Source organism: Leptotrichia wadei, from assembly GCF_007990545.2.
GTDB lineage: Bacteria > Fusobacteriota > Fusobacteriia > Fusobacteriales > Leptotrichiaceae > Leptotrichia > Leptotrichia wadei.
Map to the genome: position 1 here is coordinate 1492416 of NZ_AP019829.2, position 20303 is coordinate 1512718.

Genomic DNA, 20303 nt, shown 5'->3' on the forward strand with positions numbered 1-20303 from the left:
ACATCTTTATTTTATTATATCCTATTATTTTCAGATATACAAACTAATTTTTATTTTTCAAATACTTCTTGTAAATCTTTTTAAATTCCAAATCTTCATTAATATTTTCCAACTTTTTCTCAAATAAATCCATTCTATTTTTCATAGTTTTTTCAATTGAATGAAATCGCCTATATTCATCAATTTTAGCATGATTTCCACTTCGCAGAACTTCCGGAACAGTAAAGCCATCAATTTCTACCGGTCTTGTATATTGTGGAAATCCCAATAGTCCATTATAAAATGAATCTGTTTCAAAAGATTCTTTTTTTATTACTCCTTCTTTTATACGAATTACAGAATCCATAATTACAAGGGATGGCAAATCTCCGCTACTTAGGACATAATCACCAATAGAAATTTCCTCATCTACAAATTTGTCAATTACTCTTTGATCTAATCCTTCGTAACGACCTGAAATAAGGACAATTTCCTCCTTTTTGGAAAATTCTGTAACTTTTTTATGGGTTAGCTGTTTTCCTTGTGGAGATAAAAAAATTACGTAAGGCTTTTTTGAATTTTTATTTTCGTTATTATAAAAATCGTAGTTTTCATAAAAGAAGTTCCAGTAGGCTTCTGGCTTTAGAACCATTCCTGCACCACCGCCAAAAGGGATGTCATCCATTTGATTGTGTTTATTTCTGGCATAATCTCTGATGTTTACAATATTAAAATTGATGATATCTTTATCACTTGCTCTTTTTAGAATTGTTTGTGATAAATATTGCTCAAATAATTCTGGAAATAGTGTGAGTACGTTAAATTTCATTGATTTTACTCCCTTTTATAAATAACTTTATTATATTTTTTTATTTAACAACAAGAGAAAAAGCCTCTTGCTCATACAATCTAAATTTACAACGAATCTAATAAAATTATATTAGATTTTATTATTCTCGCATTCCATCAATTAGAGTTACTTCCATTTTCCCGTTTGGAAAGTCAATTTTTGTTACAAATTCATCAATTAGTGGAATCATGATTTCTTTTTTGGAATCAATATCTTCGATAATTAAAATATTATGGGCAGCAGTTTCCATTACATCAACAATTTCACCAATTTTCTTATTTTCAGAAAATACTTCTAGTCCAAATATATCTTTTATATAAAAGTTATCCTCACTTTTTTCTGGCAATAAATCACGTCGAATTTTAACTTTATAGCCATTTAATTCCTTTGCACTATCAACATTGTCAATTCCTTCAAAATCTAAAATTACTTTTTTGTCATTTAATCTTTTTACATTTTTTACAACAAGCAATCTTTTTTTATCATTTTTTTCAAGGAGAACACGCTCATTTTGGATAAGTTCAATGTTTTCAAAAATTGAGTTAATTTTGACGCTTCCTCGTAAATGGTGTGTTCCAACAATTGTTCCTATATTTACTAAGTTTTCCATTATTTACTATTATTTCTCACTTTCTTAATTTTTTCATTTTGACAAGGAGTCAAGACCCCTTGCTTTATTTTTAATTTTGGTTAAATTTCCTTTCTTAATTTTGTAAATTTTCTGCTATCTTCAGCAATTATTTTCAAATCATTCAGGTCAATTCCATTAAAATTACCTGCAACTGCTGAAATTACCCCCTCCAAAAACGGAGCATCTGCAATTTTAGCTTCAACTTGTCCTTCCAATTCCTTTATTGCCTTAACTGCATTAAATACAGAACTTCCCATATCGACAAAGACAAGCACTCCTGCTCCTTTATCTGCACGAAGTATGGCCTGCTTAACATTTTCAACATTTGTTCCATAAACCTCCCTTTTCGCATTACCCCCATTTTCCAAGGCAAAATCCTCTTGCTTGAACACTTTTACAAAGTTAATAACTTCTTCTGCAAGTGTATTACTGTGGCTGACTACTACAATTCCTACTAATCCTTTATTTTTTGCTTTCATATTTCCGCTTATTTTCTCCTTTCAGATTTTCTACATATTTTTAATTTAATTTTCACCTAATAATCTATCTAAAACTATTGAAACAGCACTTCTGACACATAAATGATTATATTGAGTTTTTCCACGAATTGGCTCTAAAATTTTGTAGGATAAATCCATAATTTCGCTTGTAAGTCCCCATCCAGTTCCAAATAAAATTAAGTATGGAGTATCATCTTCAATGATTTCTTTACCTAAATCAGCATATCCAACAGTATTTGGAAAAATTTTTGCTGAAGTTGTAATAATTTTTGGCTTTTTTCCTTCAATTTTTTCAATAGTTTTTATAGCACTTTGGACAGAATCTTCAAGTTCTGTATTTTCAAAGGCTTCATTTCGATTTTTATTAAATTCTATTCCGTTTCCTTCAGTCCAGTAGCCGATTATTCTGCCTGTCAGCTCCTTCTGGGCATCAACTGGAGTAATTATGAAATATTTTTTTATATCATAAGTTCTGCATGTTCTAGAAATATCGTGTATATCAAAGTTTGTAACGGAAGTCGCTACAACTGCGTTATTTTTATTGTATACAGGATAGTGGACAAGTCCCACATATATATTATCTCTCATTTTTTGTTCCTTCCTCTTTTTTTATTTATTTTGTATTTGTCTATAGCCACGTATTTTCTCATTTTTTTCCTTATAAGCCAAAGCCATAATAAATAAAAGTACAGTCTGTATCCAAAAAATTGCAAAGTCAGTAAAATTATGAACTACAATTCCAGCAATTAAAGCAATTTTCATAACATTATTCCTGTCATTTTTCAAAATATCGTATAAATATCGTAAAAATACAGTAAGTAAAGCTATTGTTCCAATTAACCCATAGCTTAAAAGCAATTCTACCAATGCATTATGCGAATGTGGATACACGTAATTCGTAAATTTATAGTAAAAAAAGTTCCCGTGTCCGTATAAAAGATTTGTTTTTTTGAAAATTCTAATTGCCATATCAATGATTTCTATTCTTAACCAAAAATATTCTATTAACGTACTTTCCCGCAAAAATGGAAAAACTCCTGAAATTACTCCAAAAATATATGACACAAGCATTAAGATTAATCCTGCAAAATATCGTCTTTTCAAAAAATAGAAAAAAAGTACAAACATTCCAAGAATTACTGCAATTAATGATGATCTTGAGCCTGTTATCAAAATTGTCAGAATATTCATAATAAATATGACAAAATTAATTTTTGACCTTTTTTCAAAAGTAAAATATAAATTTATAATTGCCGACATCATCATAATGCTTCCAAGATAATTTGGATTAAAATATGCAAAATATCCTACTCTGTTATGCGTGAATAGAAATTCTCCAATTCCAATAAAAAGCGATATTCCAGAAAATTTTGCCATCCATTCCAGATTATTTTTTTTAAATTCCACATTTACAATCAATGTATAATAACGTCCAACTATAATGCACAAAAATATTGGAATTGCCATTAATCCCAAAATATTTTTGTAAAAGGCAGATGTTATAAGGGAAAATCCAAGAACGATTCCCACAGTAATAAGCGATTTATCTTTAAATATCTTTTTATATTCTCCAGTTGTAAAAATATTTATTAATATTAAAATATTAAATAAAATAACCAAAGCATAATGCACAAAAATTGATGCACCTAAAAGTAAATATAATTTTTCCAGATATTTCTGTCTTTTCTCAATTTCCAAGGTTCCTCCTTTAATTTTAAAAATTTATAAAACTCCCTGTTCAAAAGCATAAGGAGTATATTTCCCACTTTTCGTATCAACACTTTTTATAATCTTTCTTACTTCATCAGCATTTTCAAACGTAAAATCCAGCCTCAATTCATCCAAATCCAGTTCATAAATCTCATTTAGCCTTGGAATCAAATTCATTGGTTTATCCAAATAAAGCTCAATGTTATCCAGCTCATTTTTCACAATTTTATACTTATCATAAAATTCTCCTTCCAATTCTTTGTAATTCTCATCAAAAATTTTATGCTCAATATACATTCCCTTTAGATAACCGTAAATCACAAGACCCTTTTTCAATTTATCAGATTTTATGTTTTTTAACTGTCGACAGCTTAATTCTGGCGATAAAAATACCGTTTCTAAATTTTTAAAGTTAGAAAACATTTCAATTGTATGATTATTGAAAACGTTTAAGTTCCAATCTAAGGACTGCCCTTTTGCTCCAGTTTTTTCTCCCATAATTGCCTGATAAAGGTTAGAAACTAAATTTGTTCCAATTTTTATTTTATCTGTTTTGGACAAGTTCTTTTCTTTGGCAACATCAAACTGTTTTCGGTAAATTTTTGTTATTCCCGTTTCACGACAGGCTTTTTCCTGCTCATCATTTGCAACAAGTGCTGAAATAACTGGTCTTTTCTTATTTTCTGTATTTTCATTTTCCTTGATTTCAGAATTTTTATTTAATTCAAAATCATATTTTTTTCGCTCAGCAGCTGTTCTTTTATATGATTCCAGCAATTTTTCCAAAAGTTCTGAAACACATTCCCTTTTCAAATTTTTCAGTTCACTAAAGGGAATAAACGAAGTTCCATCATAGTCAATCTGAATTTTTCCAAGCTCAAAAGTTGTATCCCCTAACTCTCCAATTTTTTCGGCAATTTGCTCCTTCGTAATTAATTTTCTGGCATCCTGCTCGATAATATTCCCTTTTTTCGTAGCAGAAATTATCTCATTTTTCAAGTTTTCAATTTCCAGTGTAAGTTCAATTTCCTGCCCTTTTTTTGCCAGCAATTTTGCATTAACAGCCGCATATCTTTTGGAAACCTTTATATTATGAATAATTCTGTCGTTAATCTCTTTAGAATAATTTTTATAAATGTACTTTGTCCCTTTTGGCAATTTTCCAATGGAAATAATATCGTATTTATCAGCTTTTGAAGTTTTTTCTTCAGCTTTTTTATCTTCATTTTCCTTACCTTTACTTTTTGGGTTCTGTTTTTTATTTTTCTTTTCAGAATCTTTTTTTCCAAACTCCCTATTCTCGTTATTTCCATTCTCATAAGCTTCAATAATCCTAATTTTATTTACATATTCTCCGCCAATCTGTTCAAAATTTTCATCTACAAATTGAACTCCATCTCCTAAAATTAATTTGTCATCAATTTTGAAATTATTTGACTCACCAATTCTCACTCCCAGAAAATATCCAAAATTTGAAGAATATTTAAAGTTCATAAGTTTGTCATCCAAATAAAAATATCCCTTTGAATATCCACGGTTAAACAGCTTGTAGCTTTCTGTCGGCCGTGGAGTCCCTTTTAAAATATTATCGTAATAACTTACGGTTTCATAAACATATTCGCTCGATTTTTTCCGACCTTCAACTTTTATCGCATCAATTCCAATGCTTTTTAGCAAATTAATTTCCTTTTCCTGCAGAAGCTGGTCATTTGGACTTAAAAAATATGCACTTTTTCCATTTTCATCTGTAAACTTTTTACGGCAAGAATATGCACAAAGTCCACGATTTCCACTTCTTCCCCCAATAAAGCTGCTTATGTAGCAATTTCCAGAATAGGAAATGCATAGTGAACCTGAAACAAAGATTTCCAGCTCTATGTCAGTCTTTTCACGGATACTTTTTATCTCTTCAAAAGAAAGCTCTCTTGCAAGACAGACACGAGTTAAACCCAGTTCCTTTAATTTATTGGCTTCTACATGATTTGCCACAGTCATTTGTGTACTTCCGTGAATCTTCAAATTTGGAAAATTTTCCTTTAAAAACTTCACAAATCCCAAATCCTGCACAATAACAGCATCAATCCCGTGTTCATAAACCCTTTTGACATTATTGTACATACTGTTAATTTCGCTGTCCTTTAAAATCGTATTCAAAGTCATAAGCGTTTTAACCCCACGTGAATGAGCATAGTCAATCCCGTCAAATACCTCCTGCATAGCCAGATTTTCATTATTTCTTCTAGCCCCAAATCCCTTCAGACCAAAAAATACCTCATTAGCCCCAGCCTTTACCGCCGCAACCAGTTTTTCATAATTTCCTGCTGGTGCCAGAATATTCATTTTTCTCTTTTTATCAAAATCTATTTCATGTTTCAACTTAATTTTCTCTCCATTTTTCCAAATTTTTTCATTTTTTATATTATAGCAAATTTGCTATTTTTTTCCAATTTATTTTTCTTATATATTTCATAAAAAGTGAAATTTACATTTGCAATTTACTACAAAAAAATTTTTCAAAAAAATCATTTAAAAATTCAAAAAAATAAGGTATAATTAATTATAGAAAAAAATATAAAATTTTTAGGAGGAGAAAATGAAAAGAATTTTAACAATTTTTAGTGTAATTTTTGCACTAATGTTAATCGCAGCTTGTGGAAATAAGCCAGCTACTGGAGAGCAGGTAAAAGATGGAAAAACTTTTACTGATTCAACAAATTCTAAAAAATCTGTTGCAGTAGTTTACTCTACAGGTGGAAAAGGTGACAAATCGTTTAATGATGCAACTTTTAGAGGATTGCAAAAGGCTCAGAAGGAACTTGGGATTTCTTTTAAAGAATATGAGCCAAAAGACCCAGCGACAGAAGCAAAAAATGCTTTGACACAATTTGCAGAAACTGGTGAATTTGACTTAATTATTGCAGTTGGTTATACAATGAAAGATTCGTTAGTTGCAGTAGCCAAAGCGTTCCCAGATCAAAAATTTGCAATAATTGATGAAACTGTAACTGGCCTTCCAAATGTTGCTTCTATCTTATTTAAAGAACATGAAGGGTCATTCCTTGTAGGTGCATTAGCTGGAATGATGGATAAAACAGGAACTATTGGATTCGTTGGAGCAAATGAATCTGAACTAATTAACAGATTTTATGCTGGATATGCACAAGGTGCAAGATATGTAAAACCTAGCATCAAAGTTTTACCTGTTTACATCGGAGGAAGCAATTCTTTCAACGATCAAGCGTCAGCTAAAGCAAAAACAGAAACATTAATTCAACAAGGTGCAGATGTAATTTATCACGCAGCTGGAGCAAGCGGACTTGGAGTATTCCAAGCAGTTAAAGAAAAAAATGTTTATGGAATTGGTGTAGATTCTAACCAAGATTCCCTGTATCCTGGAACAATCTTAACTTCTATGATGAAATATGTTGACAATGCAGTATTTGATGTTATAAAAACTACTGCCGAAGGAAAATTCCAAGCAAAAGTACAAACTTTTGGAATCAAGGAAAATGGAGTAGGAACCACAGACTTTGAATTTACAAAAGATAAAATTGGTGAAGAAAATATCAAACGTCTTGAACAAATTAAACAAGATATTAAAGATGGAAAAATTATAGTAAAACCTTCAATATAATCAAATAAATTATTTGATATTTGATAATTCCAGTAATTACAAATTATAATTATGTAATTACTATACAAGTATTTCTTCAAATTCAAAAAATTACCAACGGCTGTTTTAGAATTGATATAAAAATTAAATATCATTCTTTTACAGCCTTTTCTTTATTAGAAAATTTAGAATTAAATAGGAGATGATTTTATGAGAGCTGTGGATATAATTCAAAAAAAACGTGATAATAACGAACTTTCAGAAATGGAAATTGAATTTTTATTAAATGGGTATTTATCGGGAAATATACCTGACTATCAGATGACGGCATTTCTTATGGCTGTTTATTTTAACGATATGACAAAAAACGAATTATTAAAATTTACAATGTTAATGCGAGATTCTGGAGATACTATAAAATTTGATGAAATAAATAGATTTCTCGTTGATAAGCACAGCACTGGCGGAGTTGGTGACAAAGTTACAGTCATTCTTTCTCCCATTTTATCAGCACTTGGAATGGGAAATGTAAAACTATCTGGAAAAGGTCTTGGTCATACTGGCGGAACAATTGATAAATTTGAATCAATTCAAGGCTTCAAATTTTCAACAACAAGAGAAGAACTCGCAAAAATTGCCAATAAAACTGGAATCGGTCTTATGGGTTACAGCGATAAAATTGTCCCACTTGACAAAAAACTATATTCTTTACGTGATGTTACAGCAACTGTTCCAAGTATTCCACTAATTGCAAGCAGCATTATGAGTAAAAAATTGGCTATTCATTCGGATGTTATAATTCTAGACGTGAAAGTTGGAGATGGAGCTTTTATGAAAAATTTGGATCAAGCTAAAAAATTAGCAGAACGAATGATGGAAATTGGTAAAGGAGCAGGCAGAAAAGTTAAGGTTGTGCTTAGCAATATGGATGAGCCGCTAGGATATGCAGTTGGAAATGCAAATGAAATTATTGAGGCAATAGAATTTCTAAAAGGAAATTGTGCTGATGATGTGAAAGAAGTTGTCTATACAATTGTAGGACTTGCATTAAAGGAAAAAGGGGAAATATCAGAACTTTGCGAGGCTTATGAAAAAATAGACAAAGTTATAAAAAACGAAAACGCATTACAGATATTAGCTGAATTTATTGGAGAAAGCGGTGGAAATAAGGAACTTGTAAATAATTACGATTTGCTTCCAAAAGCCAAATATAAAATAGAAATTTTTTCTGAAAATGCAGGATATATAAAAAGAATAAAAACAGAAAAAATTGGGAAGGCTGCAATGATTATTGGTGCTGGACGCGCTAAAAAAGAAGATAAAATTGATCATTCAGTAGGAATAAATATCTTTAAAAAAGTGGGAGAAAAAATTGAAAAAAATGAAAAAATTGCTGAGATTTATTATAATGACAATAAAAATATTAACGAATCTCAAAATATGGTTTTGGAGGCTTTTGAACTGACTAAAGAAAAAGTTGAAAAACCAAAAGCTATTTTAGAAATAATAGAATAAAAAATATAAAAAAACTACACTTTTCTATCTTGTTCTTTTAAGATTTCGGGTGTAGTTTTATATTAATCAAGAATTTTTATACATTCCTTCTTTCACGTTCTCTTCTTTCTCTTCGTGAAAGTGGACGTCTTGGTTTGTTTGCCGCATCATTTGGAACATCGTCACCAATCATTTCATTTTCATTATGTTCGTATTTTACATTTGAAACTTCTTCATGTGTCAAATTATTTGTATCTTCTTCGCTACGAACTCTTAATTTAAGGATAAATGAACTTGTTTCACGTTTTATCGCATCTATCATTTCATTATAAACATCAAAAGCTACGATTTTATAATCGTGAATCGGGTTTCTTTGTCCATAAGAACGTAATCTTATTCCTTCACGCAATTCTGTCAAATCCTTCAAATGTTGTCGCCATTTAGAATCTAGTACTTCAAGCATAATATATCTTTCAATTCTTCTAAATACTTCACTTCCAATAGCTTCTTCCTTTTCATCATAAACTTTTATTAAGTCATCATAAACTTTGTCAGAAATTTCTTCAGCGCTTGCATTTTGTAAATCTTCTGAAATTTCATATTCAAATGTTTCTTGAAATTTGTCTGCCAATAAATTAAAATCCTTTTCTCCATTGCCTTCACCAACATAAGCCGAATTTACAATATCATCCACTGTATCTGAAATCATTCCAGTAATCAATTCCTTAAGATTTTCATTTTTCAAAATTGCATCCCTTTGTTCATAGACAACTTCTCTTTGAGTATTGTTTACATCATCATATTCAATAAGACTTTTTCTTGATGAAAAATTTCTGCTTTCAATACGTTTTTGTGCATTTTCTACAGATTTACTGATTTGTTTATGACGAATTTCCTCATCTTCATCAATTTTTAACATTTTCATCATTGCTTTTAACTTATCTCCACCAAATAATCTCATCAAGTCATCATCTAGCGACAAATAAAATTCAGATGTTCCTGGATCTCCTTGACGTCCAGCACGTCCTCTTAACTGATTGTCAATACGTCTGCTTTCGTGTCTTTCAGTTCCTAAAATAAACAGCCCTCCAGCTTCAATAACCCGTTTTTTATCCTCTTCACATTCCTTCGCATAAGTTTTATAAACATCTTCGTATTCTGGTGTTCCCTTAACTGCAACTTTTGTAGCAAAAGACTCTGCATCTCCACCAAGTTTTATATCTGTTCCACGTCCTGCCATATTTGTTGCAATCGTTACTGTTTTAAAACGCCCAGCTTGCGCTATAATTTCCGCTTCTCTTTCGTGATGTTTTGCATTTAATATTTCATGCGGAATTTTTGCCTTTTTAAGAAGTGCTGATACTTCTTCAGAATGCTGTATTGAAGCTGTACCGACAAGAACTGGCTGTCCCTTTTCATAAAGTTCTTCTATTTTTCTTGCAATCGCTTTATATTTAGCATTTTTATTCATATAAATTACATCTGGCAGGTCAACTCTGGCTACAGGTCTATTTGTAGGCACTACAATAACTTTTAACTTATAAATTTGTTTAAATTCATCTTCTTCTGTTTTTGCAGTCCCTGTCATTCCTGAAAGTTTTTCATACATTCTAAAATAGTTTTGCAGTGTAATTGTCGCAAGTGTTTGATTTTCCCCTGCAACTTCTAATTTTTCCTTAGCCTCTATAGCCTGATGCAGTCCATCTGAATAACGTCTTCCTTCCATAAGACGTCCAGTAAATTCATCAACTATAATAACTTCATTATCATCATTAATAATATAATCCCTATCTAATTTAAATAATTCCTTTGCCTTCAATGCCTGTGTCAAAAAATGTGTCAGTTCAACATATTCCGGCGAATACAAATTTTCAATTTTCAATATTCTTTCAACATTTTTAATCCCTTTATCAGTAATTGTAACCGTATGCGACTTTTCATCAACTTCATAGTCTTCCCAGTCTTCATCAGGGATAACTGTATTTTTCTTATCTTTAATTTCTTCAGTCTTGTAACTTCTTTTAAGTTTTTTAGCAACTTCTGCAAAAGTATTATACCACTCTGTAGTTTCTTCAGCAGCTCCCGAAATAATAAGCGGCGTTCTTGCTTCATCAATCAAAATCGAATCTATTTCATCGACAATAACATAATTATGCCCACGTTGAACCTTTTCATCAAGTTCTCCAACCATATTATCTCTCAAATAGTCAAATCCAAATTCATTATTAGTTCCATAAGTAATATCACAGTTGTACGCATTTTTTCTTTGCTCTGGCGTAATATTCCCAACAACAACTCCTGAAGTTAGTCCTAAAAACTCAAAAAGTCCCGCCATAATATCTCTATCCCGCTTTGCAAGATAATCATTAACCGTTACAACGTGCACACCTTTCCCTGTCAACGCATTCAAATAGATTGAAAGTGTTGACATCAGAGTTTTTCCTTCCCCTGTCTTCATTTCCGCAATGCTTCCCTTATGCAAAATCATTCCACCAATAAGCTGAACATCATAATGACGCATTCCTAATAGTCTTTTAGCAGTTTCTCTCACTGTCGCAAATGCTTCCACTAATATGTCATCAAGCGATTCCTTTGCTAATCTTTCTTTAAATTCCACTGTTTTATGCTGCAGCTGCTCATCTGTCAGTTTTTCAAAAATCGGTTCAATCTCATTAATTTTGTTTACTAATTTCTGCATTTTTTTTATTTCTCTATCATCTGATGTACCAAATATTTTTTCTCCTAATTTTTTTAACATATTTTATAATTTTTTCCTTTCGTATATTAAATTTTTAAATCACAGATCAAATCTGCCCTATTATAAAATATTCAATTTCTATTCACGTATTCTCAAATTATTTTCATTCTTTTTACTAAAAAAAGCATAAATATCTTGGGAATTTTCAAAAATTTTATCATAGCTTTGACAATTTCTATTTCCATAATAAATAACATCTTGACTTCCTTTAAACAAAAAAAACAAGTTATTATTTTTCTTTTCTTTTTCCTTTCTTTTCCCAATTTTTTCCAATTCTTCTGTAAATCGCCTATTATCCCTGCTCTTAAACTGATTAATCTTCACAATCAGATCCCTAATATCCTCATGGCTCAAATTATTCTCATTTACAAAAACACTTAATTTATGGCTAAAACTAGGCGTTCCTATCAAACTTGAATAAGTCATCATAAAAATAATACAAGTCATCACAAGCATTATACTTTTTCTTCTATCTATAATCATTTTTTTCATCACTATTTTTTATTCCTTATTAAATATTTCAGTCAGAATTTACTTATTATATCATTTATTATATCTTTTGTCTATTGCACTTATATTTAATATTTTTTATATTTATTTTTAATTATTTATTTAAAAAATTATGATAATCTATTTCTAAAATCCTCATACGTAAATCTTCTAATAACCTCAACTCCGCCTTTTTCAGTATAAACCGCAATCGCAGGCAAATTTATCCCATTAAAAGTATTTGTCTTTACCATACTGTAATGTGCCATATCAGTAAAAATCAGTTTATCCCCTACTTTTACTGGCTCATCAAAGGAATAATCCCCAATTATATCTCCGGCAAGGCAAGTAGGCCCTCCCAATCTATAGGTATATTTTTTTTTACCTGACATTCCTGAACCAAAAATAAATGGACGATATGGCATTTCAATTACATCTGGCATGTGACAAGAAGCCGAAGTATCCATCAATAAAATATCCATCTCATTTTTTGTAATATCCAAAACTTCTGAAACTAAAAATCCCGTATTTAGTGCAACTGCTTCTCCTGGTTCTAAATAAACCTCCACACCATATTTTCCCTTTATATAATTTATACATTTTACAAGTTTTTCAACATCATAATCTGCTCTTGTAATATGATGTCCTCCCCCAAAATTCAACCATTTCATATTATACAAATATTTCCCAAATTTTTTTTCAAAAATCTTTAGAACATTTTCCAAAGCATCTGAATTTTGCTCACAAAGTGCATGAAAATGAAATCCATCTAATCCTTCAAGTTCATCTTCCCTAAAATTTTCAAGTGTCACTCCAAATCTGGAAAATCTTCCTGCTGGGTTATAAATTTCTGTTTCAACTTCAGAAAATTCTGGATTCAATCTAAGTCCACAACTAATTTTTTTACCATTTTTTTCTTCAAATTCTCTTACTTTATCTTTAAATTTTTTCCATTGATTAAATGAATTAAATACAATATGATTTGTAATTTTCATAATTTCATCAAATTCATCTTCCCTGTAAGACGGATTAAAAATGTGAGTTTCTAATTTTCTATCTTTACTCTTCAATTCCATTTCCTCATATCCAAGCCGTGCTTCAAATAACGAACTCGCAGTAGTTCCATTCAAATACTTTCCAATCAGCGGATAAAAATAAAACATCGAAAATCCCTTTTGTGCAAGCAATATTTTACATCCTGTCCTGTCAATTACACTTTTTAATATTTCAAGATTTCTTTTAAGCAATCTCTCATCCACTATAAATACTGGCGTTGGCAAATTTGTTATATCCATATTAATATATTTGTTTTTTGACATTTTTATCATCTCCTTTTATATTTTTGTATTTGACTTTTTACAAAATTAAATCAATATAATATTTTTCAATTTTTACTTTTCTTAATTTTTATAATTTTTTTTAATAAAGAACATTGACACATCAAAAAAGTAAAATTATCAATACATTTAAAAAAATTCAAATATATTATATCATACTTTTTTCAAAAATTTAAAAAAAAAGATTATCCCATTAATTTTTAGAATAATCCATTTTTATTTAATAATTATTTAGATTTTAAACTACAATCAAGTATTAATCAGTCCTCAATGCCTCCATTGGTTCTAATGTTGCTGCCTTTTTAGCTGGATAAACTCCAAATACAAGTCCTATCATTGTTGAAACAAATATACACACAGATACAACACCTGGACTTAATACTGGAGATGTCTTAATAAACATACCAATTAGAAGTGCCAAAGAATACCCAATTGCAACTCCGATTATACCTCCAAAAAATGTCAAAATTACTGCTTCAATCAAAAATTGCACAAGAATATCCTTCGTTCTGGCTCCTAATGCTTTTCTTAAACCAACTTCCCTTATTCGTTCCGTAACGCTAACAAGCATAATATTCATTACACCAATTCCTCCTACAAATAATGAAATTCCAGCGACTCCACTGATAAATAAAGTTACCATATTTAAAATATTATTAAATTGATCTAATCCCGAACTTTCTGATCTCACATTATATTTATCAGAAGAACTTCCTCTTCTTGACATTAAATCTTTAACTTCCGCCATTGCAATATTTAATGAATTTGCCGAAGTTGCCTTTACTTGTAATTCTTCAAATTTATTCTGTTCCCCTCCGTTAATAAATACTAAAAACTGATTTGGTATAAGTCCGCTCGATGGAGCACCTCCTCCACCTCCAAAATTTAGACTTGAATAGGGATCTTTATACACTCCGACAATGACTAATTCATATCTGTTCTTTTTAAAGTTTAGAGTTACCTTCTTTCCTATCGGGTTTTCATCTGGATACAGCTGCTCTGCTGTAGAACTGTCAATTATTATGAACCTTCCATCTTTTTTATACTCGCTTGGTAAAAATTTTCTTCCTTTTACTATAGTAAAGTTTGATATTTTAAAATAATCTTGCGTAACTCCTGTTCCCATAAACATTTTTGTATTTCCATCAACTTCAATTCTGGCAAAAGCACTGGAAGTTGGACTAACCGCTTCAACTTCTTCTATTTTTTTTATATTTTCAATATCTTTTTCCGTCATCAAATCTTCAGTTTTATAAGTTTGTCCAGGAGAAGTGTCAATCGAAACGTTAAAATTTCCCACTCCTAGCTTATTTAAGTCTCCCGTTATATTTTGCTTCATTCCAGCTCCCAATGACGACATCATAATAACTGCTCCAATCCCAATTATTATACCTAACATCGTCAAAAATGACCTCACTTTATAACTAAGCAAGTTGGACAAAGACAACTTTAACGACTCTAAAAAATCCATTTAGCCTCCTCTCCGATTTACAACAATTTCATCTTTTTCAATCACGCCGTCTTTTAATCTAATAATTCTTTTACAATGCTCGGCCACATCTTCTTCATGAGTTACCATTACAATCGTTGTTCCTTTATCATTCAGTTTTTTAAAGATTTCCAAAATTTCCTCAGTTGATTTGGAATCTAAATTTCCAGTTGGCTCATCTGCCAAAAGTATACTTGGATTATTAATGATGGCTCTTGCAATTGCAACTCTTTGCCTTTGTCCTCCAGACATCTCATTCGGCTTATGGTGAATTCTATCCCCAAGTCCCACACTCTCAAGTGCTTCTATTGCTCTTTTTGTTCTTTCAGACTTTTTTACTCCTGCATAAAGTGCTGGAAGTGCAACATTTTCAACAGCATTCATTTTAGGAAGCAAATTAAAAGTCTGAAATACAAACCCAATTTTTTCGTTTCTCACTTTTGCTAGTGCATCGCCCTTTATTTTGGAAACATCTTGACCGTCTAAAATATATGTTCCTGAAGTCAGGCTGTCAAGACACCCCAAAATGTTCATAAGAGTGGATTTCCCACTTCCACTTGGACCCATAAATGCAACAAGCTCTCCTTTTTTAACTGATAGATTAAGCCCCTTTAATACAGTTAATTCCAAATTCCCATTTTTATACGTTTTTACAATATTTTTTACATCTATCATAAATTTATAATTCCTTTATCAAATTTTAAATTTTTCACACAATTTTACATAGGTTCAGGACCTCCTGGTGCTGCCTCGCCTGCTGGTACACTCTCTACATCTTGTGATTTTATTATTTTTTTATTATCTTTTTTAGGCTTTTTAGGATCTGCAATTTTTATCTTTTGACCATCCTTCAGTGTTTCATCAACAACAGAAATTATACTTTCTCCCATGTTTAAACCTGAAGTTATTTCATAGTTGCTTTCATCACTAACTCCTACTTTTACTTCTTTTTTTGTAATTTTTTTATCTTTCCCAACTGTAAATACGAAGTATTTTCCATTTTCATTCATTACTGCACTATATGGAACTTTTACAACATTTCTTTTCTCTTCATAAAAAATTGTGGCACTTATTGTAGTTCCTGGTCTTAAATTTTTAGTATCATTCATTTTTATAGTAACAGTCGTGTCACTTTCATCTAAATTCTCACTTTTCTTTGCCACTCCCGCAATTTGTGACACATATCCTTCCACTTTTTCTCCCTTAGGCAGTGCATCCGATGTGATTTCCACTCTTTGCCCTACTTCTATATTCTTTACCTGCGTGTCAGAAAGACTCACTTCAACTTTCATATTTTTAGAATCTGATACTTTAAATAAAGTTGATTCTGTATTTACTTTATAGTTTTCATCGGCGGTCATTTCTGTAATAACTCCATCTACTGGACTTGTTATTTCATTTTTTATAAGCGTCATATCCTCCTGTAATGTCGCCAATTCTAATCTTGCAGTCTTTAACGCTGTCCTTGCGTCTTCTATGTTAGTTCTTTCTTCGCTATCAACGGTGTCTGATTCTAGCCTAGAAGTTCTTAATGCTTTTCTTGCATCATCCACATTAACCCTAGTTTCCCCTCCAACTTTGTAAAGCTCTTCAGCGTTATGCAAATCTCGTGACTTTTGTTGAATTTCCAAACTTTTAGTTTCTTTTTTTCTTCTAAGGGAACTTTGAGCACTAGCTAAATTTCTTTCATATTTTTGAATTTCCAAATTTTTCATCTGTATTTTTCTTAAAGTTTCATTTTTATCAGCTGGATAAAATGTAACAACTACATCTCCCTTTTTTACATTATCACCCGTTTTAAAAAATACATCTTTTACTCTTTGGCTGGAACTCGTATAAACTGACACTACATTATCCGATACAACTTGTCCTGTCTTTGAAACTGATAATGAAATATCTCCCATACCAACTTTTGTTACTTCATATTCTATTCCTTCTTCCTTTTTTCCACAGCTGATTAGACAAAATAATAAAACAACAAAAATCAAAAATATTTTTGCAATATTTTTTTTATCTTTTAAAATATAATTTTTCTTCACAAAATCACCTCTTTTTATTTTTTCTCTTTTTATGCTATTCTTTATTTAAAAGTAAACTTATTATAAATTCTTCTTCATAAAGTCTCCAAACTTTTTGTCGTTAAATAACTAAAATATAATTTTTAATTTTTTTATAAAATTTAAATATAATATTATTTATAATATTTTATTTTTTTGGTAAATGCCGCCAATTCATTTTTGGCAGTTTCATAATCCATTACAGCCTTTTTATAATTATTTCGTTTTTCCACATAATTTGAATACGTGTCAACTCCTAGTTCATATTTTTTTGCATAAATTTCATATTCCCTTTTTTTTATATTCATCGTATTTTCAGCTGTCAATTCATTTGTCTGATAAGTCGTATAGGTTATCATCTGCTGTCCAACATTTGATATTAATTCGTTTTTTTTCTGCTCATATTGTAATTTTAACTTATCTGCTTCATTTTTTAAATCCTCCACCGTATCATTATATCTCTTGAAAGACTTTGAAACAGAAAGTCCCGCAACAACCGAATGATTTTTTAATGAATAACCAATATCACCTGTCAATTTGGGATATTTATAATCTATTATTTCTTTCTTTAACTGTTCTGCATTTAACTGTGTATTCAATTCAATCGTTTCAGCCTCCGATAACCTAAGTCCATAAAAGTCATCCTTTTTCAGCTCAACCTTCTTCAAATCATCAAGTTTTCCCTTTTCAGGTAATTTTATATTATAAATCGTAAACTGCTCTCTCAAAATCTGTAATTCCCGTCCAAGATTCTCATATTTTAATTGAGAATTTTCATATTCATTTTTTGCCAATTCATAGTCGTATTTTGATGCCGTTCCAACTTCGTATTTTTTTTCCTGAATTACATAATCCTTTTTCGTATCTTCCATCGTAAGTGCTTCCTGCTCAATTTCCTTTTCCTTATTCTTATAATTCTTATACAAGTCAATTAAATCCCTAATTTCTGAATTTTTAGTAGTTTCATTAGTAATTTTCTGTATATTTCGTGAAATTTGATTTGTTTTTTTATTATAATTATTATCGCTATATCCAAAATAATCATTCAAAGTTTTTGAAACTCCAATTTTATTTTGGGTAACTTCTTTACTTCTAAAATTATATCCATTTCGATAATAAAAAACTCCATATTTTACATTATTTTCCATAGTAAGTCCATTCGCTTCACCATGTAATGTATAATTATTATCTGAATTTACAGTAACCTCATTCCAATCACCATTTTTCAGCACCTTATCCTTTATATCAAACTTTTTCATATTTTTCTCATTAATTTTAGTTGTATAAGAATTTTTTTCATACTGAGAAATTAAATCATCCACATTAGTCCCATAACTAGTTGCTCCAAATACCATCATCATTGGAAAAACCATTACTTTTTTACTTTTAAAACTAAAAAACCTTTTAATCATTCAGTCTCCTTTCTGTAAATCCTTCTATTTAAATTTTTTGCAATTATTTGTAATTTAAAGTAAATCTACATTTAAACAGGGAATAATACTAAAACGAATTATAACATTTATTTCCTAGAATATCATTTTTTTTAACAAAATTATAACTTTATTTAATTCTTATTTTATATTATACTACATTTAAACAGTATATCTGTTATGACTTATTTTGTTCCCAATAAGTAAAACAGAATTTTCATTTTGAAATGAGATTTAGTATTATACCAGATATATTTGATATCTTATTTATTTTTTCTTTAACAAACATAAAGAATTATATCATAAAAATAAAATTAAAACAAAAAAATAATTGCTATACTTCACAATAGCAATTATTCATTTAAAAATATTATTTTTCAAAATAAATTTCATTTTTATCTTCTGTAATTTCTACAATACATTTCGCTCCAAGCGGTATTGTTGCCAAGTCAGGCTTTTCATGTCCACTTTCAAGTCCATAAATTACAGGTTTTTCGTAATCTTTAAAAAAATTCTTCAAAAGATCCATCAGCTCATAATTTTCCCCATAAGTATTCTCACATCCTGCAAAATTCCCAAATAAAATCCCATTACAATCATCAAATTTTCCAGCATACTTCAAATGAGTCATCATTCTATCAATCCTGCTTATTTCCTCCTCAATTTCCTCAATAAAAAATATTTTCCCCTTCGTATCAATTTCATAATCGGTTCCCAAAGTTGTAACAATTATTGATAAATTTCCTCCAATTATTTCACCATTTATTTTTTTATTTTCAAAATTCTTTTTATACAAAAGTGAAATTTCCTTTTCCATTCCACTTTTCACATCCATCGGATTTTTAAATTTCCATCTTTCACCTTTTTTCTTATTTAAAACATCCAAAAAAGATTTTTTTGTAAAATCATTAAAATCACTAAACATATTCGATTTCACCATCGGTCCATGAAAAGTTCCTAAATTACACTTCTGATTAAAAACAATATTTAAATTAGTAACATCACTATATCCCACAAAAACCTTCGGATTACTCCTTATCAATTCATAATCCAACTTATCCAAAAGCTGTGAAGCACTAAATCCACCCTTCACACAAAAAATCCCCTTAACCTCATCATCAGCAAAAGCTCTATGCAAATCCTTTACTCTAATTTCAGGTGTTCCCGCTATATATCCCCCAATATCCTCAAAAAGGCTCTCCCCTAACACAGGTTCAAATCCCAGTTTTTTCACAACTTCCTTACATTTCTCAATATCTTCCTCCAAAATAGGTGAAGAAGTACAAACTAAAAATACTTTATCCCCATGTTTCAATGGTTCTGGAAAATTCATCTTCACACTCCTTATCAAATTATATTTATATTGAATAAAGTTAATTTAAAACTTTTATTATACTTCCTAATACAGAGTTTTTTTCTATATTTTTTATAATTACCTAATAAAATTACTTTCCAATCTCAATTTTAAAAACAACTTTTGTAACAATTTTCTTTTCATTTTCATTTCCAAAATCCAAAATATCAAGTTCAGGCTTATGAACATCATTTGGAAAAAACACAAGCACATCTCCATTTTCAATAATTACATCAAACATCTTATCTCCATCTAAAATAACCAAATCTCTTTCAGAATCAAAACTTTTTTCCCTCATATTCCGAATATCATTAATCGCAACTCTTTCACTTCCATCAATCATAATTTGTACATCCAAATATTTTTTATGACTTTCCCAAAATTTTTCTTCTTCCCTTTTCGTAAAATATTTCCCTACATTCATCTTAATTCCATTGTAATCAACATCATAGCTTCCATTTTCAAGCAATAAAATCTTATTTCTATTTTTTACAGCATAATCAATACAAAATTGAATATCCTTTGTTAAACTGCTATTTTGTAGTTTATCATTTATATTTGTAAAAATCATTTTATTTTCTCCTTTTCTTCATTTTTTTTTAATCATTAGAT

At 29.9% G+C, this 20303-nt stretch carries 17 protein-coding genes; 2 read left to right on the forward strand and 15 right to left on the reverse strand.

What is annotated here, in order from left to right:
• Nucleotides 1-43: 43 nt before the first annotated feature.
• The 6 genes from trmD to FVE73_RS07025 all read right to left on the reverse strand — a co-directional run bounded on the left by trmD (nt 44) and on the right by FVE73_RS07025 (nt 6010).
• Entirely contained in the window at nt 44-808 is a 765-nt protein-coding gene (trmD, locus tag FVE73_RS07000; RefSeq protein ID WP_018499144.1) for a tRNA (guanosine(37)-N1)-methyltransferase TrmD, read from the reverse strand.
• A gap of 121 nt (nt 809-929) precedes the next feature.
• Nucleotides 930-1439 carry a ribosome maturation factor RimM gene (gene rimM / locus FVE73_RS07005; RefSeq protein WP_018499143.1) on the reverse strand — a complete coding sequence of 170 codons (510 nt, stop codon included), beginning with the start codon at nt 1437-1439 and terminating at the stop codon, nt 930-932.
• 80 nt (nt 1440-1519) lie between these two features.
• A complete protein-coding gene (locus tag FVE73_RS07010; protein ID WP_018499142.1) occupies nt 1520-1939 on the reverse strand; it encodes a PTS-dependent dihydroxyacetone kinase phosphotransferase subunit DhaM in 420 nt (139 codons plus the stop codon).
• A gap of 45 nt (nt 1940-1984) precedes the next feature.
• Entirely contained in the window at nt 1985-2548 is a 564-nt protein-coding gene (locus tag FVE73_RS07015) for an RNA methyltransferase (RefSeq protein WP_018499141.1), read from the reverse strand.
• Nucleotides 2549-2569: 21 nt separating this feature from the next.
• Nucleotides 2570-3658 carry an O-antigen ligase family protein gene (locus FVE73_RS07020; RefSeq protein ID WP_018499140.1) on the reverse strand — a complete coding sequence of 363 codons (1089 nt, stop codon included), beginning with the start codon at nt 3656-3658 and terminating at the stop codon, nt 2570-2572.
• Nucleotides 3659-3682: 24 nt separating this feature from the next.
• Nucleotides 3683-6010, reverse strand: a complete 2328-nt coding sequence (locus FVE73_RS07025) for a peptidase U32 family protein (RefSeq protein ID WP_026239090.1) — start codon at nt 6008-6010, stop codon at nt 3683-3685.
• A 253-nt stretch (nt 6011-6263) separates the two neighbouring features.
• On the opposite strand from FVE73_RS07025, the gene FVE73_RS07030 reads away from it, so the two are divergent.
• Entirely contained in the window at nt 6264-7304 is a 1041-nt protein-coding gene (locus FVE73_RS07030) for a BMP family lipoprotein (RefSeq protein ID WP_018499138.1), read from the forward strand.
• Nucleotides 7305-7493: 189 nt separating this feature from the next.
• Entirely contained in the window at nt 7494-8798 is a 1305-nt protein-coding gene (locus FVE73_RS07035) for a thymidine phosphorylase (RefSeq protein ID WP_018499137.1), read from the forward strand.
• Between the two features lie 76 nt (nt 8799-8874).
• Here the strand turns inward: FVE73_RS07035 and secA are convergent, their stop codons facing one another.
• The 9 genes from secA to FVE73_RS07080 all read right to left on the reverse strand — a co-directional run bounded on the left by secA (nt 8875) and on the right by FVE73_RS07080 (nt 20262).
• Nucleotides 8875-11535, reverse strand: coding sequence for a preprotein translocase subunit SecA (secA, locus tag FVE73_RS07040; protein ID WP_018499136.1), 2661 nt, complete (start codon nt 11533-11535; stop codon nt 8875-8877).
• A gap of 78 nt (nt 11536-11613) precedes the next feature.
• A complete protein-coding gene (locus tag FVE73_RS07045; RefSeq protein WP_018499135.1) occupies nt 11614-12027 on the reverse strand; it encodes a hypothetical protein in 414 nt (137 codons plus the stop codon).
• A gap of 128 nt (nt 12028-12155) precedes the next feature.
• Nucleotides 12156-13343 carry a carboxynorspermidine decarboxylase gene (gene nspC / locus FVE73_RS07050; protein WP_018499134.1) on the reverse strand — a complete coding sequence of 396 codons (1188 nt, stop codon included), beginning with the start codon at nt 13341-13343 and terminating at the stop codon, nt 12156-12158.
• Between the two features lie 274 nt (nt 13344-13617).
• On the reverse strand, nt 13618-14832 hold the full coding sequence (locus tag FVE73_RS07055; RefSeq protein ID WP_018499133.1) for an ABC transporter permease: 1215 nt from the start codon (nt 14830-14832) through the stop codon (nt 13618-13620).
• Nucleotides 14833-15525, reverse strand: a complete 693-nt coding sequence (locus FVE73_RS07060) for an ABC transporter ATP-binding protein (protein ID WP_018499132.1) — start codon at nt 15523-15525, stop codon at nt 14833-14835.
• A gap of 44 nt (nt 15526-15569) precedes the next feature.
• A complete protein-coding gene (locus tag FVE73_RS07065) occupies nt 15570-16889 on the reverse strand; it encodes an efflux RND transporter periplasmic adaptor subunit (protein WP_018499131.1) in 1320 nt (439 codons plus the stop codon).
• A 152-nt stretch (nt 16890-17041) separates the two neighbouring features.
• Nucleotides 17042-18319, reverse strand: coding sequence for a TolC family protein (locus FVE73_RS07070; RefSeq protein WP_018499130.1), 1278 nt, complete (start codon nt 18317-18319; stop codon nt 17042-17044).
• Nucleotides 18320-18707: 388 nt separating this feature from the next.
• A complete protein-coding gene (locus FVE73_RS07075) occupies nt 18708-19670 on the reverse strand; it encodes a S66 peptidase family protein (RefSeq protein ID WP_018499129.1) in 963 nt (320 codons plus the stop codon).
• A gap of 112 nt (nt 19671-19782) precedes the next feature.
• On the reverse strand, nt 19783-20262 hold the full coding sequence (locus FVE73_RS07080; RefSeq protein ID WP_018499128.1) for a YhcH/YjgK/YiaL family protein: 480 nt from the start codon (nt 20260-20262) through the stop codon (nt 19783-19785).
• Nucleotides 20263-20303: the final 41 nt, after the last annotated feature.

Coding starts and splice junctions, on each gene's coding strand:
- FVE73_RS07060 (WP_018499132.1), bottom strand. CDS start 15,525: ATGATAGATGTAAAAAATATTGTAAAAACGTATAAAAATGGGAATTTG.
- trmD (WP_018499144.1), bottom strand. CDS start 808: ATGAAATTTAACGTACTCACACTATTTCCAGAATTATTTGAGCAATAT.
- FVE73_RS07015 (WP_018499141.1), bottom strand. CDS start 2,548: ATGAGAGATAATATATATGTGGGACTTGTCCACTATCCTGTATACAAT.
- FVE73_RS07030 (WP_018499138.1), top strand. CDS start 6,264: ATGAAAAGAATTTTAACAATTTTTAGTGTAATTTTTGCACTAATGTTA.
- nspC (WP_018499134.1), bottom strand. CDS start 13,343: ATGTCAAAAAACAAATATATTAATATGGATATAACAAATTTGCCAACG.
- FVE73_RS07035 (WP_018499137.1), top strand. CDS start 7,494: ATGAGAGCTGTGGATATAATTCAAAAAAAACGTGATAATAACGAACTT.
- rimM (WP_018499143.1), bottom strand. CDS start 1,439: ATGGAAAACTTAGTAAATATAGGAACAATTGTTGGAACACACCATTTA.
- FVE73_RS07010 (WP_018499142.1), bottom strand. CDS start 1,939: ATGAAAGCAAAAAATAAAGGATTAGTAGGAATTGTAGTAGTCAGCCAC.
- FVE73_RS07025 (WP_026239090.1), bottom strand. CDS start 6,010: ATGAATATTCTGGCACCAGCAGGAAATTATGAAAAACTGGTTGCGGCG.
- FVE73_RS07055 (WP_018499133.1), bottom strand. CDS start 14,832: ATGGATTTTTTAGAGTCGTTAAAGTTGTCTTTGTCCAACTTGCTTAGT.
- FVE73_RS07080 (WP_018499128.1), bottom strand. CDS start 20,262: ATGATTTTTACAAATATAAATGATAAACTACAAAATAGCAGTTTAACA.
- FVE73_RS07070 (WP_018499130.1), bottom strand. CDS start 18,319: ATGATTAAAAGGTTTTTTAGTTTTAAAAGTAAAAAAGTAATGGTTTTT.
- FVE73_RS07045 (WP_018499135.1), bottom strand. CDS start 12,027: ATGAAAAAAATGATTATAGATAGAAGAAAAAGTATAATGCTTGTGATG.
- secA (WP_018499136.1), bottom strand. CDS start 11,535: ATGTTAAAAAAATTAGGAGAAAAAATATTTGGTACATCAGATGATAGA.
- FVE73_RS07075 (WP_018499129.1), bottom strand. CDS start 19,670: ATGAATTTTCCAGAACCATTGAAACATGGGGATAAAGTATTTTTAGTT.